The 16,849-nt window shown below is 61.6% G+C and carries 9 protein-coding genes; 4 read left to right on the top strand and 5 right to left on the bottom strand.

What is annotated here, in order from left to right:
• Nucleotides 1–26 precede the first annotated feature (26 nt).
• A complete protein-coding gene (locus M1R55_RS19635; protein ID WP_249395121.1) occupies nucleotides 27–524 on the top strand; it encodes a GIY-YIG nuclease family protein in 498 nt (165 codons plus the stop codon).
• The gene (locus tag M1R55_RS19630; RefSeq protein ID WP_249395120.1) at nucleotides 521–1,144 is read left to right on the top strand and encodes a hypothetical protein; all 624 of its coding nucleotides are present in this window, start codon (nucleotides 521–523) and stop codon (nucleotides 1,142–1,144) included. The genes M1R55_RS19635 and M1R55_RS19630 overlap by 4 nt, the downstream gene beginning before the upstream one ends.
• 152 nt (nucleotides 1,145–1,296) lie before the next feature.
• Here the strand turns inward: M1R55_RS19630 and M1R55_RS19625 are convergent, their stop codons facing one another.
• Both M1R55_RS19625 and M1R55_RS19620 read right to left on the bottom strand, forming a co-directional pair.
• On the bottom strand, nucleotides 1,297–1,695 hold the full coding sequence (locus M1R55_RS19625; RefSeq protein WP_249395119.1) for a hypothetical protein: 399 nt from the start codon (nucleotides 1,693–1,695) through the stop codon (nucleotides 1,297–1,299).
• Between the two features lie 225 nt (nucleotides 1,696–1,920).
• Complete coding sequence (locus M1R55_RS19620) at nucleotides 1,921–2,100, bottom strand: hypothetical protein (RefSeq protein WP_249395118.1); 180 nt, start codon at nucleotides 2,098–2,100, stop codon at nucleotides 1,921–1,923.
• A gap of 328 nt (nucleotides 2,101–2,428) precedes the next feature.
• Here M1R55_RS19620 and recA point away from each other — a divergent pair, with 328 nt between their 5' ends.
• Nucleotides 2,429–3,517, top strand: a complete 1,089-nt coding sequence (gene recA, locus M1R55_RS19615) for a recombinase RecA (RefSeq protein WP_305880279.1) — start codon at nucleotides 2,429–2,431, stop codon at nucleotides 3,515–3,517.
• A 201-nt stretch (nucleotides 3,518–3,718) separates the two neighbouring features.
• On the opposite strand, the gene M1R55_RS19610 is transcribed toward recA, so the two are convergent.
• Complete coding sequence (locus M1R55_RS19610; protein WP_249395117.1) at nucleotides 3,719–5,479, bottom strand: ATP-binding protein; 1,761 nt, start codon at nucleotides 5,477–5,479, stop codon at nucleotides 3,719–3,721.
• Nucleotides 5,480–5,866: 387 nt separating this feature from the next.
• Here M1R55_RS19610 and M1R55_RS19605 point away from each other — a divergent pair, with 387 nt between their 5' ends.
• On the top strand, nucleotides 5,867–6,106 hold the full coding sequence (locus M1R55_RS19605) for a hypothetical protein (protein ID WP_249395116.1): 240 nt from the start codon (nucleotides 5,867–5,869) through the stop codon (nucleotides 6,104–6,106).
• A 563-nt stretch (nucleotides 6,107–6,669) separates the two neighbouring features.
• Here the strand turns inward: M1R55_RS19605 and M1R55_RS19595 are convergent.
• Nucleotides 6,670–9,318 (bottom strand): helicase-related protein, encoded by a 2,649-nt coding sequence (locus M1R55_RS19595; protein ID WP_249395115.1) that lies wholly within the window; start codon nucleotides 9,316–9,318, stop codon nucleotides 6,670–6,672.
• Nucleotides 9,315–16,715, bottom strand: a complete 7,401-nt coding sequence (locus tag M1R55_RS19590) for a sacsin N-terminal ATP-binding-like domain-containing protein (protein WP_249395114.1) — start codon at nucleotides 16,713–16,715, stop codon at nucleotides 9,315–9,317. Before M1R55_RS19590 ends, M1R55_RS19595 begins: the two co-directional genes overlap by 4 nt.
• Nucleotides 16,716–16,849 lie beyond the last annotated feature (134 nt).

Below are 16,849 nucleotides of genomic sequence, written 5' to 3'. Positions count from 1 at the left end.
GCGGCCCCGTCTGGGAGAATGAAGTGATGACTGGAGATGGAGATGCCCTTCGCAAGCGGATGCTGTTCGACGCTTGGATGGCCGAGCACGGGGCGTTCAGCATGCAGCTGGCCCAGCAAGGCGAGGCCATTCACCGCCGCACAGTGTTGGCCCGCCTCACCAGCCTGGCCGGACGCCAAAAGGCCCCGGAATACGTCTACGTGCTGACCGAACGGCGTCCGCAAGAGGTCACGCCTGCCTACGTGGGCAAGACCCGTTCTCCCGTAACCCGGTGGAGTCAGCATCTCGCAGGTCTCGCGGCCGGAGAAGGCAACTACGCCCGTTGGCGCCAGCGGTTCCTGCGCGAAGGCCACGAGACCGTTCGCTTCGACCTGGAGCTTCTGGTGGTGGGGGAGACCCAGGTACAGTTTCCGCCGCTCCCAGGCTTTCCTTCCACCATAGGCGCGGTGGAGTATCAGCTTGTCGGCCTTGCGGCAGACGCCTATCCCTTGCGGCTGCTGAACCACGAGGGGCAGGCCAGGTGAGCGTGCTGCAGAGCTGGCTGGACGCGTTTCCAGGCGCGCGGTTCGCGCCCCTGTTCGAGACTGATGACCTCCAGGTGCGGACGCACCCACGCGGGAAAGCAGGGGACCGCCGGATCCTGACCCACTCCAGCGTGTTCGAAGCTGCCATGATCGAGCTGATCGAGGATGGGCTGACCCAGGCAACCTGGACGGGCTTGGTCTACCTGATGGGGGTTGGAGAGCAGCAGGCGTTCATTCCTCTGTATGTGGGCAAGGCAGAACGGCGTGGCAAGACGCATGAGGTCAGCAAGAACATCGCCAATATCCGGCGCAATCCCGACAAGTTTGCCCGCTGGGGGTACGGGCTCGACTACCACCTGGGAGATCTCAGTCACGCAATGTTCGGGTTTGAGGCGTACCGCAAGCCCACGGCAAAATACCGCCGCTGGGCGGACGTGCTGTTCGAGGTCAACGATCCGCCGACCCTGCGTCGTCCGGTGAGCCTGCTGCTGTTGCCCTGGTACGAGGACAGCCATGGCCCCAGTGGCCTGCGGGGGTCGGTGGCGTCTGGAGAAAAAGAGGTCATCGCCCTGGCCTCCGCTCTGCACGGCGATCACCTGCTCAATGTGGACGGGCGGTGACTCAAAACAGAGCTGGGCAACAGGCTGCGGTTCACGCTTACGCCTCCCAGTGGGATTCAGGGCTGCAGAATTTGTGCCTCCACAGTGGGCCTAACCCGGTGGTTCGGCTCAGCAGCAGTAGCCCTCTCAAACGGGGTTGAGCCGGGCGTGGATCAAGGCTGCTTTTCCTTGGAGTATTGCCAAAGGGCTCGATCCAGAGTGCGCATGTCCACGTTCGCCTCGTCGGCCTGCACCCGGCAGAACTCAACGTAAGCCATCCAGAAGCCAAAGTCGTACGCATGCTTCAGATCGGCTTGAACAGACCATAACGCTCTGAAATCCAGAATGGGATATCGCTCAAGGTGATACAGATGCAGGATGACGGACGCGGTCGGCCACGCTACGCCAGACAGAAGCGTCAACGCCTCAATGCGGGCTCGCTCAAGCGGGGTCGTCAGTGCAAAGCGCGTGATTTCCTGGACGTAGGCCTCGTCGTTGCGCTGAATTAACGGTGCACTGCGTGGAGACTTCCAACGGGAGAGTCTGCAGCTGCTCATCAACGAAGCGGTCATCCAGCTGCTGGGCGATCTGGCCGCCGACGCGCTCGACCTCTCGGGCCGGCGCTACCGCGTGCCGTGGACCCTGCCGGACGCGTCCGTCGCCCCGTTCCGTGAAAGCTATCCCTAACGCGCGGCCAACGCGGCCAAACCACGCCGGAACTTCAGGCGCGGGTCATGCATCACCGCGGTCAGCTGCGCCACGCGCTGCGGATGCACCGGCACAATGACGTCCGGCCATCATTTCAGGTACGCGCGGAATTCAGCCGTGCGCTCGCCGCGCTCCAGAAGATCCAGGAAGTGCGCGGACAGCCGGGCGGCCTGATCCGCACTCAGCGCGGCACTCTGCAGGGCCCGGGCCAACCGCTCGCGGGCGTACCCGGCATACGAGGTCATCAGGCGCGCTTCAATAAGGTTCACAGCCAGCGCCACACAGGCCGGATCGCCCGCCCGCACACCGTCTGAAAGGCGGTACCACAGCTTCCGGCACTTCAGCTGGGCCCCCGGTGACTCTGGCAGCGGCTACAGCGGAAACGTTTCGCCCAGCGCTGCATGCGCCCTCAACACCGTGGGCGGGCACCAAGCCGCCCACGCGGGTGGGGACAAGTCGTCAGGCAGCATGCCCCAGCTTAACTGGAAGTTCCCCCCGAATCGCCTGCGCCTCTCGCCTAAGAAATCTGCTAGAATTACGCTCCAATCATAACCTCAGTCCTCTAATCCCCTTCCCAACAGATTCCCTGGAGTTCCCATGAGCAAAGACAACCCCAAAGAAATGACCGTGCCCTCCGACGCTGCTGGGCGGCAGAAAGCCATCGAAAATGCCATGAGTCAGATCGAGAAGCAGTTCGGCAAGGGCACCATCATGAGGCTCGGCGCCGACAGCCGGCTGGACATCCAGGCCATCAGCACCGGTAGCCTCAGCTTGGACGTCGCTCTGGGGATAGGCGGCATTCCCAAAGGCCGCGTCACGGAAATCTATGGCCCCGAGTCCGGCGGCAAGACCACGCTGGCGCTGAGCATCGTCGCCCAGAGCCAGAAAGCAGGCGGCACCTGCGCCTTTATCGACGCCGAGCACGCTCTGGATCCGGTGTACGCCCGCGCGCTGGGCGTCGATACGGACGCCCTGCTGGTGTCTCAGCCCGACAACGGCGAACAGGCCCTCGAAATCATGGAACTGCTGATCCGCAGCGGCGCGATTGACGTCGTGGTCGTGGACTCTGTGGCCGCCCTAACGCCGCGGGCCGAAATCGAAGGCGACATGGGCGATAGCCTGCCCGGTCTGCAGGCCCGCTTGATGTCTCAAGCCCTGCGCAAGCTCACCGCCATTCTCAGCCGCACCAACACCGCCGCCATCTTCATCAACCAGGTGCGCGAGAAGATCGGAGTGATGTACGGCAACCCCGAAACCACCACTGGCGGGAAAGCATTGAAGTTCTACGCCAGCGTCCGTCTGGACGTGCGCAAGGTCGGCGGCAAGTCCAACATGGTTGATAATGTTGCCGTGTCGCACACCGTCAAGGTCAAGACCGTCAAGAACAAGGTCGCGCCTCCGTTCAAGGAAGTCGAACTCACCATCAAGTATGGTCACGGCTTTGACGCGATGGACGACTTGGTGACGCTGGCAACCACCTACGAGGTCATCAAGAAAGCCGGCAGCTTCTACTCTTACGGGGAGGAGCGCATCGGACAGGGCAAGGAGAAAGCGGTCGCGTTCTTGGAAGGGCGGACAGACCTGCTCGAAGAAATCCGCGAGCGGGTACTCGCCAAGATGCGCGGAGAAGGCACCCCACCAGCTCCCGCAGTGGGCGGCAGCAGCGAAGCACTCTCCGCAGACTGAACTTTCATTCAAAACCCACCCCCCGAACGCGGAGGGTGGGTTTTTGCGCTTCGAACGGGAAAAGATGGGCCTTCGGGCCGCTTTTTCCATGTCTGGCGTCGCCGCTCACGCCCAGGCTCGAGGGTCAGCATCAGGCGAACGCGGAGGGCGCCACCACTGCCAAAGAGTCCGCGACTTGGCTGGGTTCGCCGTCCTCCAGCTTCAGCGGACGTGGGGCAGCGTGAATGAGAACGTGGTGCCTTGCCCTGGCACGCTGTCCGCCCAGATGCGGCCTCCATGGCGCACGATGATGCGGCGCACGGTCGCCAGCCCGACGCCCGTGCCCTCGAACTCGCTCTGCCCGTGCAGGCGCTGAAAGGGGCTGAACAGCCGGTCTGCGTACGCTGGCTCGAAGCCCACCCCGTTGTCGCGCACCCACACCGTCCACGCCTCATCTCCTGCCTGCGCACCGATTTCGATGACCGCCCGCTCACGGATGCGGGTGAACTTCACGGCGTTGCTCAGCAGGTTGGTCAGCACCTGCTGTAAGGTCGCCGCGTCCCCCGTGACCTGCGGCAGCGGCGCCACATACCACTCGATCTGGCGGCCCCCGCTCTCGTCTGCGACATCCTGGCGGGCCTGGTCTACCAGTGCGCTTAGGTTGACCTTGGCCTGGGCCAGCGGTTGCAGGGTGCTGTGCGATAGGGCCAGCATCGCGTCAATCATGCGGTTCATCTGATCGGCGGCCCCCTCCATGACCTGGAAGGCACGCTCCACTTTGTCCAGTTGCCCCTGGGCCATGGCGCGGCGGCCCAACTCGGTAAAACCCTTGACGTGCCGCACGGGAGTCCGCAGGTCATGCGAAACGCTGTAGGCGAACGCTTCGAGGTCCTCGTTGGCCGCCTGCAACTCGCCGCGTTGCTCCTCTAGATCCTGGGCTTGCCAAGCCCGTTCCAGCCCCAGCCCCAGACTGCGGCCGACAGCCTCGAACAGGGCCCGGTCCTCAGGTAGCCACATCTGATACTGCTCACTGCTGATGGCGAACATGGCCACTGGCTGACCGTCCCGGAAGTACGGGATAAAGGCCGCCGCAAGGGAGGACCCGGCCCCCGCGACGAGCTCGTCGTGGGCCCCCAACCGGTCAAAGAACACTGGCCCCCTGGTCTCCACGGCCTCAGACAGACCACGGGTGGACGCCGGTATGCCCGCGAACAGCGCGTCGCGCAGGACGGGGTCGGGCACGTTGGTATGCCGCGCCCGCCACAACCTGCCGTTCCATTCGTAGTAGCCGGTGGACCAGTCCGGCATGGAGGCCAGGAACAATTCGCTGGCCCGCTCCGCCAGTTGGACCCGGTCCGTCTCCAGGCCGATGGCCTCGGTCAGCGTCATGAACGCTTCCAGGGCGCGCTGCTGTTCCTGGCCCAGGGCTTTACGCTGCTGAGCGCTGTACAGCGCCCGATACACCGCCGTGAACAGTTGCCGCTGCTGCGCGGTCCACACGGCCTGACCCACCAGGCCCACCACGAGCAGTGCAGCAGGCTGATGCCCCTGGAAGAACGGCGCCACGCCCGCCGCCTGGAACTGCTCGGCATACGGCATGCCCTGCTCTGCCGAGTTCCAGTGGTCAAAGAACTGCGGCGTGCGGGCGGCCACCGTCTGGGCCAGGAACGGCGTGTCCAGGGGCAGCCCAGACCGGAGCAGCACCATGAACTCAGGGGGGACCGCGTCGCTGACCACATCGGCCTCCCAGCGCTCGCCCTGGCACGTGAAGTAGACCGCCAACAGGTTGGGGATGTTGCGGCGAAGCACGCCCCCGACGTGGCGCGCCAGCGCGGTCACGTCATCGGTGGTGGCCGCGGCCTCACTCAGGGCCACGAAGGTGGACAGCACCTCGTTCTGTTGCTGAGCGGCCGCCAGGGCCTCACGCAGCCGGATCACTTCATCCGACAGTGTGGCAGGCGTCGAGAGGCCAGAGTCGGACATTGCCCGCCACTATAAAGCACCCCCACATGGTGGCTTGCATGCAGAGTCACATCCACTTGAATAGGCCTGAGAGCCATGCCGTCAGCCCAGCCGGCCGCGGAGGAAGCGCATCCTTGAACGCGTGTCGCAGCATCCGCCTGCCTGACGTACCTGCCTTCAATGGGAGTACGCCGGTCAAGCGCCGCTCGACAACTTGAGCGCCGCTCAAAGGGCTACTCAAGAACGGCTGGTACTGGGCTGGCAGTCTACAGGCGGCCTCAGCGCTGCCGACGTTCGCCAGTGTCTGCGCCATCGGCAGCGATCTGCACGGCGCGTCCCACGCCCCTGAGAGCTGGCAGTACGGTGACGTCAAGGCCGAGGCGGTTCCTGTGGTGTGGGGACGAGGCGATGGCCACGCTGGGCCTGACGAAGGCTGCCAGCAAGCCCAAGACGTACCTGAAGCCTGGCGCCACTAAAGAGCAGGTTAATAACGGCTGCGCGAAGTTCATCAAGCTCTACCAGACGCACGGGGATGATGGTCACCCCGAAGGAGGACCAGGGGCACGGCGATTGGAAGAGGCAGGCCCAGCTTCTGGCGGACTGATCCTGATGGACACCCCAGAGCCGGAGCAGGAAGGCCTCCGTTAAGGATGTGGGAGTGATCAGCACATCAGGTGCCGACAGTGCCGAGGCATCATCTGACTCGATCTGGCAGGTGTGGGGCTGAGCCCTCCTGGGCAGATCAGGGGAGAGCTGTCCACCCATCCCAGCCTGGGGCGACCGACCTCCAGGGCGTCATGCAGGAGGGCCGCGATGGCTTCCGTTTCGGTCGCACCGAACTCCAGGGCGATGGACGCCACCCCCAACACATGCGAAATGTACGGAATGGTTTCTGGTTCGCCGTTGGGGACCTTGCGATACTGGCCTTGGTGCCATTCGTAGGCAGCTTTCAAGGAAGTGTCACACCCACAGTCTAGCGTTCCCCACTTTCGCCGTTATCAATAGGATGAAGGATTTGCGAGAACTGTTGAATCATGAATTTAGTCAGAATCATAATTCTTTGATCGTGCCGCGGTTGGAGTTGAACTACCTAGGCCCAGCATAAAAGGCTGCTGTCCAATCAGGGTGCGGAACGGGAACGATTCTAACAGCCGCACTGAGTGGATCAACACTGTTGAGGGTACTGAGCGATCCGGTGATTGAAAATGAGATTACCCCTCAGCGCTGGAGAGGTGCGGCACGAAGACAGCGTAAGGTTCAATGGTAGGTGCTGAGTAGTTGAGCTGCAACTCGGGCAAGAAATCCGCTAACTTGCTCTGCTCCGCTTCGACGCTGGCCGCCAACGTGCTCAGCGCACTGGCTGCTTGAGGCTCGCCGCTCCGTTCTGGCTTCATCTCGTTGAGCAGCTTCAACAGTTCCCAGTCCCGCAGCCACCGGCACTCCTCTCCCATCAATCGCCCGACCAGGGTTCGGCGCACGTTGGGTGTCGCGGTGACGCGGTCGGAAACCCGGTAGACATACAGTGCCCCTGCCAATCCTGTCCAGCGGGCCACCGCCACACTGCCCTGAAACTGCCGGGCTTGGGCCACAGCCGCGTCAATCACCTTATGACCGATACCCGCCACATCATCGTTTCCAGCGGCGCGCTCAAAGGCCAGCTGTTTATAACTGCGGCGCACCCCCAGCTCTTCTAGCCAAGCTTCCGGGGTTTTGAATGACAGTGTGTTGCCTTGCTGCTCCAGCAGGCGGTGGTTGTGCCGCAACGACGCCCTAAAAAACGGAAGCAAATCCGGGAGGTCGACCCGTGGAATGAGGGCACTCACTTGGCCGTAATCAAAGCTCGCACTGTGTCCGACGAGATTTTGCACCACTTCCAGCACGTCCTTGCCTCCGAACTGCGCTGTCTGGCGGTCAAACCACCCGTCCAAATGTTGACGGTCAACTCGTCCAGCGCCACTGAACATAGTCTGGAAAACTTTGGGTGAAGTCATGCCCAGCACCAATTGCAACAGGTCTTCAGGTTCTTCCATCACATGTTCAAAGGCCCGCATGATGGCATTGATCTTGTTGTTGAGTTTGTCCCAAATGCGGGCTTCCACTGTGCCGGGATTGCGCAAGGAGAGGACTTCGACCTGTTTGGTCTGTCCATAGCGGTTGAGCCGACCCACCCGTTGGTGGAGGCGCATGGGATTCCACGGCAAATCGACATGAATTAGGGTGTGACAGTGCTGCTGAAGGTCAATGCCTTCACCCGCCGCTTCAGTGGCCACCAAGAAGCGCACCTCACCTGAATTGAACAGTTCCGCCGCCCGCTCTCGCCGCATGGTCAGCGTCTGCCCCCGCACGTCTTCAGCGCGTCCATCTCCATTGATAAACGTCACGCTGCCCGAACCGTAGCGTTCGGTGAGCGCGCCGAGCAGCAGGGACTGTGTGGCCTTGTATTCCGTAAAGAACAAGACGGAACGGTCTTGAAACCGCGTTTCTAGGGCCAGCAACACCGCTTGAATCTTGGTCTCGACCTTGACCCGGTTGGCCAGTATGAGTAGCTCCTCAAGGTGAACCCGCTCATTTTCCATCAAGAGCAGGCCGCCCCCCCAGTCCCCCAGCGCTTCTTCAGCTGCACTGAGCGCGTCGCCGTCTCCAGCTTCCAGCAGCGCTTGGTAGGCGGCCGCTCCAGCTTGGGCATTTTTGATTTGCTGGGTCACCCGCTGCTGCCGGCCGCGCAGGGCCCGCCGCAAAGCGGCGACAGAACTAGAAGCGAGCTTTTGAAGAGCAATCAGCACGAGCATAACCGCCTGACCGTTGGAGGTATTGCCCAAGGTGGCCGCGTAAGCTTGCCCAGTCGCAATAAACTCGGTCAATTTGGCATAGAACTCTGCTTCTTCTGAAGAATAGCTGTACTCCTCGCTGGCCACGATGGGAGGCTGAAACAGCCGCCGGCCCTGAAGATCGGTGACGAGCTGCTTGTTGTTGCGGATTACCACTTGAGCCAACCGGGGCAGTTGAGGGCCCAAGTCCAGTTCGGGATCGAACAGGTCGCTGCGCAGGAGATGGAGCAAAGACAAGAAGCCGTAATCCTTCCCCCGGTGCGGCGTGGCGGTGAAGAAGACCAGCCCATTGATTTTGCCTGCGTCCTGCAGTTTCCGCAGCAATTGGTAACCGAGCGTTGCACCCGTCACCTCATCAACGTTGAGGTGATGCGCCTCATCCACGAGCACCAGATCCCACCCATCGGCCGCCAACAGGCGGGCGTGCTTGTCGTCTCGGTCATCCCGCAGGGTTTGTAGAGACGCGATTACCTGTTGATGGATGTCCCAATACGTCGTGCCTGCCTTGGCGTTGGGGCGGTCTTGACCTGGGTCATAGATCGTCAGCCGGATGTCGAACATGGCTTTCATCCGCTCCTGCCACTGCGCCGTTAGGGCCGCGGGCGCGATGATCAGCAGGCGCGTGACCTGCCTGCGGCTCAGCAGCGGCCACAGAATCAGGCCGGCCTCAATGGTTTTGCCCAGCCCCACATCGTCGGCAATCAGCCAGCGCGGAGGCCAGGTGTTCAGTACCTGATGACACACCCACAGCTGGTGCGGCAGCAGCGCAATCCTCGACCGTGAAAAGACGCCCCAGGCGTCGTTCAGGCTAGCGATCAGCTCCGCTTGCACCCGCAGCTGCGTTTCGGCCGCTGGGGCAACGACCCCCAATTGCAACGCTTGTAAGGCCGTCCGCCGCAGATTGAGTTCAGTAAGCAGCACTTCGTGAATAACCGTGTCGAAGCGCACCACTGCGGTAGTGTCTTCCACCATCATGACTTGCCCAACCCCATGCTCCCGGTGCGCGACCTGGTCTCCCCGCTTCAGATTCACACGTGGCTCCCGAACAAGGGACGGCCCAACAAGGTGCGCTGCAGCGCGGCCGCCTCGACGTCATCTCGGCCGGTTCCAGCCAAGGCCTGCAGCGGCAGGTCGAAGTCACCGCCAAAGATGGCAGCCTTAGAGCCCAGGCGCTGTACCAAGTGAGCGTGGATGGCCCGTGAATTTTCCTCATGGGCCTCGTCAGGGAAGGTGAGCCCCATCAGTTCGCCCATCATCAGCCGCACCCGCCGGGTCGGCACATAGGCCAGGCAATGGAGGCTTTCATGGGTCAGCACCTGGTGGCGCAGCAGTTCACGGATCACAAAAGGCCCCCCGATCCCCAAGGTTCGCGTGAGAGGCGGCGCACTGAGGCCGCTGCCCTGCAGGGCAGGATTGACATTGGGTGCCAAAATGGTTCGCAACGTTTGCCCGTCCCGCAGGCGGTTCAGTCCCAACAACACTTCGACATACTCGGGCAGCCACTGGCCCAACTGATAAAACCCGATGAAGCCGCGCATCCACTGGTAATACTGAAGGACTTCTGGATTCCCCCCCAAATACTCGCGCACCGTGGCCATCCAGTGTTCGTCTGTGGCCCCGTCTTGACTGAAGCGTTCAAGCCAGCCTTGGTCTTGACAAAGGCGCAAAAAGTTGCGGTGGGCTCCAGGTTGAGTGCGGCCCATCGACTGAAAGCTGCCCAGCATAAGGAGCGACAACCAACGCTGCCGCTGGGTGGGGTCTTCGGCATCAAAATCACTGCTGCTGACAAAAGGCACTCCGCCGGGATAGAGGCGCTCGTTGTACCGGCGCACGGCCACGGGGCCTTCTCGGCGCCACCATTCGCTCAGGCGCTGCAGCGTGTCAGTGGGCATTGCAGCTGGCGCGATAAACTCTTCGAACTCCGCCTCGTCGTCTACACCAAAATCGGCCACCGTTTCCGCAATCATCGGCGCGGCTTTTTTAAGCTGACGCAGCACATTGAGCACATCGGTCTGCTGATCTTCTCCCAACTGCCCCCATTCTTCGGTAACCAGTAAGCGGCTGTACTCAAGCCAACTGCCTGCCATCTTTTCCCTCAAACTGATGGAGACAGGCTGAGATGCCCCCAAGGCTGCGATGTACTGAAGGGCCGCCAGCCTGGCACTGCCCTGTGCCGAGAGGATCCAAGGCACCGTTTGGGCAGCGGGCGCGTCTCCGCGCAAGCGGCGAAACAGCGGCAATGCTGCAGGGCTATAGCTGTCCGATAGCTTGGCGGATTCTGGCGCGAAAGGGAAGCGCGCAGCCTCGTCTGACGCCTGCTGACTGGAGCCAATCAATAATGTCTGGGCAGGATAGTAGTGGTTGTCCTGGGCCAGGAACGCCAAGGCGTCCAGCCACTCGTCGGTGGACTCGTCTTCCCGCAGAGTTTTGAGGACATCATCGGTCAACACCGCTGGCAGCCAAGGTGCTGCCGCCGGCGTGATCCTTTGATCTGCCAACAGTAGTTGCAGCACCTGGAGCAGCGTCACGGTGCGTTGGGGGGCAGGCAGGCCCAGGGCCTGCAGGGTACGGGAGACGTCTTTGGCCACCAAGGTGCCGGGGGGAAACGCTTTTCGAAAAGCAGACTGCTTGCTCAGGAGCGCGAGGGTGGAGCTGGGAAAGTCCACAGTGCTCAAGTTGAGATTGCCGACCCGAATGAGGGTCTGGTACGCACCTGGCAATCCGGAGGGCACCACCTCATCTTGCAGCGTCAGGGCGCCGTACGCGCCGGAAGTGCCCCACAGCAGCGAGCGCAGGGTCAGGTACGCGGGGGCGTCATTGTCCCGGGCCAAGGGGAGGGCCAAAGCACTCCAGAGCTCTCTCACGAGTGAGGCTTTGGTCGAAATGGCGGCGCCCACCGTAGAGGAGAGATGTTCGGGTGGGATAGATTCGTTCAGCAGAGAGACAAAAGCAGCATGCAGCCCTGGGATCAGCGTTTGAATCAGCGCGCTGACCAAGCTCTCGTTGCGGGCGAGCTGGGCCCGGCCGGGATCAAGTGGAAAGGCTGCATTGACCAGAAATGGCAGGCCCAACACCTCACCTGTCGGCCCCGTCACCCAAATGTTCGGTGTGCCCGCAGGAAGTGTGGTAAACCCCTGCTCGTCCAGCGGAATGAGCAGTTTCACTGCTGGTGAATGCAGGGCCAGCGCCCGGAATCCCTTGCCATTGCTCACCTGAGATTGAACAGCCGAGACGTGATCTGACAGTGGGGTTTCATGCCACACCACCCGCTGCTTTTTGCTGCCTTCAATAATCTGGAACTTCCGAATGGCCCGGGTGAAGGCCAGCGCCAGAGGAGCCAGATCAATAAACCGCTGGACAGCGGCGGCAGCCGCTTCTGAGGTGGCCAGCGGCAACTCGACCAAGGTGCCGTCCAGCACACCTGGCGGAGACACGCGCTCAAGGTAGGCCCGCATCTTTTGTACGTGTTCCTCGTCTGGCACGACTGGGTAGACCCCGCCTTTGACCGTAAAGGCCAGGCGGCCACTCTTAACCGTGGGCTGCTCGCTGAGCAAAAAGACGCTCTTGAACCCCAAACCGAATTTTCCCGTGACCCCTGCTTCCTTATCAGACGACATCAAGGTCAGCATCTTTTCGAGGTCGCCGTCAAATCCCCGCCTCTTGCCATCAAAGTCGCCGAATGAAAAGAAGTTGACGGGCCGGCCCCAATGGGAGACGCGCAGGGTTTTGCTGGAAAGGTCGAGCGTGAAGGTCTGCCGGCGTTCGTCAATGTCGCCCACCATCTCTTGCCATTCTTGGAGGGCGTCATCGGCATTTTGCAGCAGCTCGAAGGGCACGCTGTCAGGCACGTACTGCATCTCAGCCACTTTTTTACAGACGCCGCTCAGCAGGGCGCGCTGGGTGACGGGATCGGATTCCACCAGCCCCTTGAGTTCGTCTTGCAGGGCCCGGATCTGGCGTTCTGCTATACGTTCAGTTTCACCTGTGCGCAGGGCGCGGGCCTGCTCCGCCGTGCGGTCGGCTTGATCAATGGCATTGAGAATGTCCCGCACCCGACTCGTGCGGTCTATCCCCAGTTGTCTGCCCCAGGTTTGAGAGGCCGCTTTAATCAGGCGCTGCTGGGTGGCAGCCACGGTGGTCTGGCTGCTGTCCACCACGCGGCTAAACTCCTGATGGAGGTGTGGGGGCGTGAAACGGTGGTACTGCTCCAGCACCCATTTCAGTGATTCAAACAGCAGGGTCGACAGATCCAGATCTGGCCGCTTGAGGTCAACCGGCTTCAGATCGACTGGGTAGATAAAGGCACCTTCAAACTGAAAGGGCCGGGCGTCATGCTTTTTGGTAAAGATGCTCGTGAGGCCTGCGTCGTCTTTAAAGGGCACCTGCAACGGGTCGCCCAGCAGATTGGGGACGGTTCGGTGCTCGCCCTTAGACATGGTAATCAGAAGGCGCGTGCGGCCCAGCATCTCCTGATACGAATCGAACCCGTGAGGCAACTTATCCCGTGGAACGTCCCGCAGAGCCTGCTCGCGCAGCACGTCTAGGTTGAAGTTGGCCAGGTAGCCTTCCGCTGCCGCATGCAGTTTGGGATTGCCGTCAAGCAGACCTAGGAATGCACCGAGCTGCTCGCGGGGAACGGCCGTATTTTCCCAGTCTCGCAGGTGACTGCGTAGGGCCTGAACGCCGTTCACCAGCGCCGTCATGGGCGGCGCCTGGCCCGGCGGGCTAGTCTGCACCGGCAGCTGTCCCTGTTCCTGTGCGTCTGGCCCGTAGAGCGCCACCGTGTGCTCGGCACACAGGACGAAATGAGGATCAAGTTGAGCTCCGTGGCGCGTGAGATCGTCGACCTTGCGCCACTCGCCACTGGCATTCAGGAGGTGCAGGGACGTCAGCATCGCCGCGGACTGCCGCTGATCTCTGACGTCGGCCAGGAGCGCCGGGAACACCGCCACAGCCGCCGCTCGAATGTCTGGGTCGTCCGCACCCACAGCCTGCTGATAGAGAAACCTCAGTTGACGCACGACTTGCGGAGCGGAGACTGGCCGCGCCGCGCTCTGCAGGAGCAGCTCCTGCATTTCACGGGATCCAGCAAAGGCCCGCAGTAATCCAACTAGGGGCAGGTCTTCTGGGGGGATGCCATCAAACGCCCGCAACCAGGTCTGCGCAGATTCAGAAACGCTGCCCACAAAATACGGCTTGGCCGAGGTGGCCAGCTCAGCCAGCCGCTCCCGTTGCCGGTCTTCCGCGGCCAATAGCCGGCTGACATCTGCGCCTAAGACCTCAACAAACTCCGGCAACAAGTCGTCTTGGACCCGCAGGTCTTTGCCACTGGCCTGGCGCAGCCGCTGTATTTCACCCCGACTCTCTGGGTGTTTGACCAAGAACAGCAGGTCTTTGGGGGCCACGCCCCCTCCTTCTTTTAGGGGCCACCAGGGCAGTTCCGCCGCCCGGTGTGGGAGCACACCGCCCCGGTAGGCACGCAGCGCTTCACCGAGGGCCTGCCAGTGTTCCCAGGGCTGCGGCTCGTTCTGAAGGTACTCCCAGACATGCACTGGACTCAGGGGCGGGGCCAGTCTCTCAAGGCGCCGCCGCAGCACGTGGTCATCTTCGGGCAAGGCTAGCAGGGTGACCCACTGCTCAAGCGCTTCACTGACCGAAAATCCACCCGCAACATGCACACCCGGCGAAATGGAAATCAGTTGCCGGGTCTGGGTTTCAAACACGGGCAGCTGTTTGAGGAGTGAGTCGTCCAGTTCCAAGATCACTTGTCGCCGCTCATCAGCTGTCAGGACACTCCCCGGAAAGGTGTGCGGCGCCGCCGCAAGCAGGGTGGTCAAACTCGAGGCGTCGCTCCGCACCACCCGCAACTGGGCCATGCTGCGGGGCGTTAAGAAATCCACACGCTCGGTGACCACCGACCATCCGAGCGGGGAATACGCGCTGGTCAGGGACGCGACCCGCCACCAGACATCCTTCTTGCCGTCGCCGATCAGCAGCGGTGTATCCAAATCACTGGTATGCGAGACCTCTCCATGCAGCAGGAGCCGTAACACCTCGCGGTTTTCTACCCGGTCGGTGATGGTCGTCGACGCTTCCATCAAGCGCTGCAGCAGAGCCAGCCTGGAGGACACCGGGCCTAAAGTTTTGGCTTGCCGTACGGTCAGCAGAGCGGCGGCCGTAGATAACCTGGGAATGCTTTCCAACTCTAAGGCGTCTACTACGCGGCTTTCGACCAAATACAACGGCTCGTCCCCAAGAACGTCTTGCAGGTGACTGAGCAGGGCGGCGTCATCCCGCTGTTGCCGGAAGATGCGGGCCTGCTCGGCGTAAACTTTGGCTTGTCGAGGCGTGAGCCACGGTCCGGTTCCTGCTGAACCCAGCAGCGTCGGCAATAAGGGCCGGTCTTCGGTCAGTTGCTCGAGAGTCGCGGGATCTTGCATCTGGCGCGACAAAAAGCGCAAGACCGGCGCAATATCTTCGGCGTCCCGAATACAGTCCAGTAGCACTTGAGCGTCTGTGCCTGTCAATCGTTTGGGATCGGGTTGGGCCGCGTATCCATTCGGAACGAGCAAGACACTCACCCGGGCCTGCATCAGACGCTGAACCAAGTCGGGCGATAGGCCTTCAGCGGGAAGGTTGATGGTTCTGGAGGGCAGGAGAGCCAACAACAGGTTGGCCACCTCACTCTTGTGGCGAATGAGGAGGGCTGGAGTGGCCGTGTGAAACGCGGCGCGCAGGTGCAGGAGGAGGTCTGCGGTGAGATCATGCCTGGGGAGATGGGGCAGCAGGGTTCCCAGCAGGCGCATTTGGGCCGGCTGCTCCAGCAACGCGGTGAAATTCAGCTGCTCAAACAGCTGCTTGGTGAGCTCCAACGGCCACCGAAGCCGGTTTTCCCGGCGGATAAAATTGGCACTGCTGTCATCCCGCAGGGCATACTCTTGGGCCAGCTCCGGAAGACTGGGCAGCCAAGCAAGCAGATCAGGTTCATCGGGCAGGGGTAAGAACCTCACCTGCGGGTTCACCAGCGTCCAACGAAACGCACCTTCTTGCCAGATGCGGGCCCACTGGTGTTTGGAGGTAAGCGCTTCGAGGTGGTCTTGACCCAGCGGTGAATTCCTAAGCCGGGCAGTCAACTCACCAACCCACCTGTCGGCCACATCCAGCGTGATTTTGGAGAGCCCGTCTAGAACAAAAGGCAGGGTGGCTTTGGTGGCCAGTTGGCCGTTCCAGTGCTGCCGCATGCGCTCTTCACTATCGGGCTGTTCTCCCAGTAGGCCACTCGTCCAGGTGTACACCGATTTGCGGTCGGGTTTCAGAAAAAAGTAGCCGTGTAGGGTCAGGGTGTACGAGTCCGGGCCTTCGAGGACTTGAGGCTCAAAAGCCTGCTCGACCGGCAAAAAGACCGACCACTGTCCTCGCAACTCTGCTGTAGTGCCTGGTTTACCCGTGATCCGCTGCCAGAGGGCGGCGCCGTGGGGCACCGAAGGATCTTTCTCCTGCACGTCTCCGAACGGCGTCGTGACTTCGGTCGTCGGCCAATACTCGCTGGTATTGAGGGCAATGAGGGCAGGATCCTCCATCAGCACTTCTGTACCGAGGTACACCGCGGCCTCGGCCTGATCTTTCTGAATGAATCCGCTAAAGCTCCGTTCAAAGGCCTGCTGCTTGAACTTGGCCGTCCGTGTGCTGCCCAAGCGTTCAAACTTCATCAGTGGCGTGGTCGCGGCTGGGCGCGGCTTGAGGCTGATGCGCTGCACGTGGCCCATCATGGGCAACAAGGCCCCTACATCCCGCACGGTGTCTGGCGTGATGTGAAAAGGCTCGTCTCCTGGGTAGTTCGGAATGATCGGGGCCAAGCGCTCATTGCCAGCGACCTGACAATCCAATTTGCGCCGCAGCGGCACCCAGATTACGAAGCCGTCCGGCAAGCTGAGCTGCTGGAGTCGAGCCAGGATGCGGGTTCTGTCTGCCGCGCCAAACGCCGCCCATTCAGGCCGGAACGGATTCTCACCGCCCAACCACGGCGAAAGAATGTCGAAATGGGCGTGGGGCCAGACGTCTTCTGGTGGCACCCGTGCGTCCAGAAAGAACAGTGCCTCAGAGAGGTAAAACACGCTTTTGAGTCCCAGACCAAACTTGCCGACAGTACTGGCATCGCCGCCTTTGGTACTGAGCCCCAGACTGATGATGGCTTTAGCGTCCTCCTGGCTCAGCGGGCCGTCATTGACTGCGAAGAGGGCCGGTGCCCGCAGGAGGGGATGCTCGGCGTCAGCGATGCCTTCGGTGCAACCGATGACGACAAAATTGGCTTTGCTGTCATCGGCGTTCTGAATGATCTCCTTCAAAACCAGCAGATCATTGGTTTCAGAATTGAACAGGTTGCGGAGGAATTTGATATCGGTCAGATTGCTGCGGATAAATCCTGCCAAGGCTCTGCTCCTGCCACAGCGTCGCCCCGGCAGTGTGCCTCACGACTCTGTTATGACGTTGATGGTGAGACTTATGAATATCACGGGTCTGCGGGATCAGAAGGCGAAAATAGGTGACTCTGAGAGTCTTAGGT

The sequence above is a fragment of the Deinococcus sp. QL22 genome (assembly GCF_023370075.1).
Taxonomy (GTDB): domain Bacteria; phylum Deinococcota; class Deinococci; order Deinococcales; family Deinococcaceae; genus Deinococcus.
Note: the sequence above shows the minus strand (reverse complement) of the source record. Positions and strands in the feature narration are given on the sequence as shown.

Coding starts and splice junctions, on each gene's coding strand:
- recA (WP_305880279.1), top strand. CDS start 2,429: ATGAGCAAAGACAACCCCAAAGAAATGACCGTGCCCTCCGACGCTGCT.
- M1R55_RS19605 (WP_249395116.1), top strand. CDS start 5,867: ATGGCCACGCTGGGCCTGACGAAGGCTGCCAGCAAGCCCAAGACGTAC.
- M1R55_RS19625 (WP_249395119.1), bottom strand. CDS start 1,695: ATGACCGCTTCGTTGATGAGCAGCTGCAGACTCTCCCGTTGGAAGTCT.
- M1R55_RS19610 (WP_249395117.1), bottom strand. CDS start 5,479: ATGTCCGACTCTGGCCTCTCGACGCCTGCCACACTGTCGGATGAAGTG.
- M1R55_RS19635 (WP_249395121.1), top strand. CDS start 27: ATGACTGGAGATGGAGATGCCCTTCGCAAGCGGATGCTGTTCGACGCT.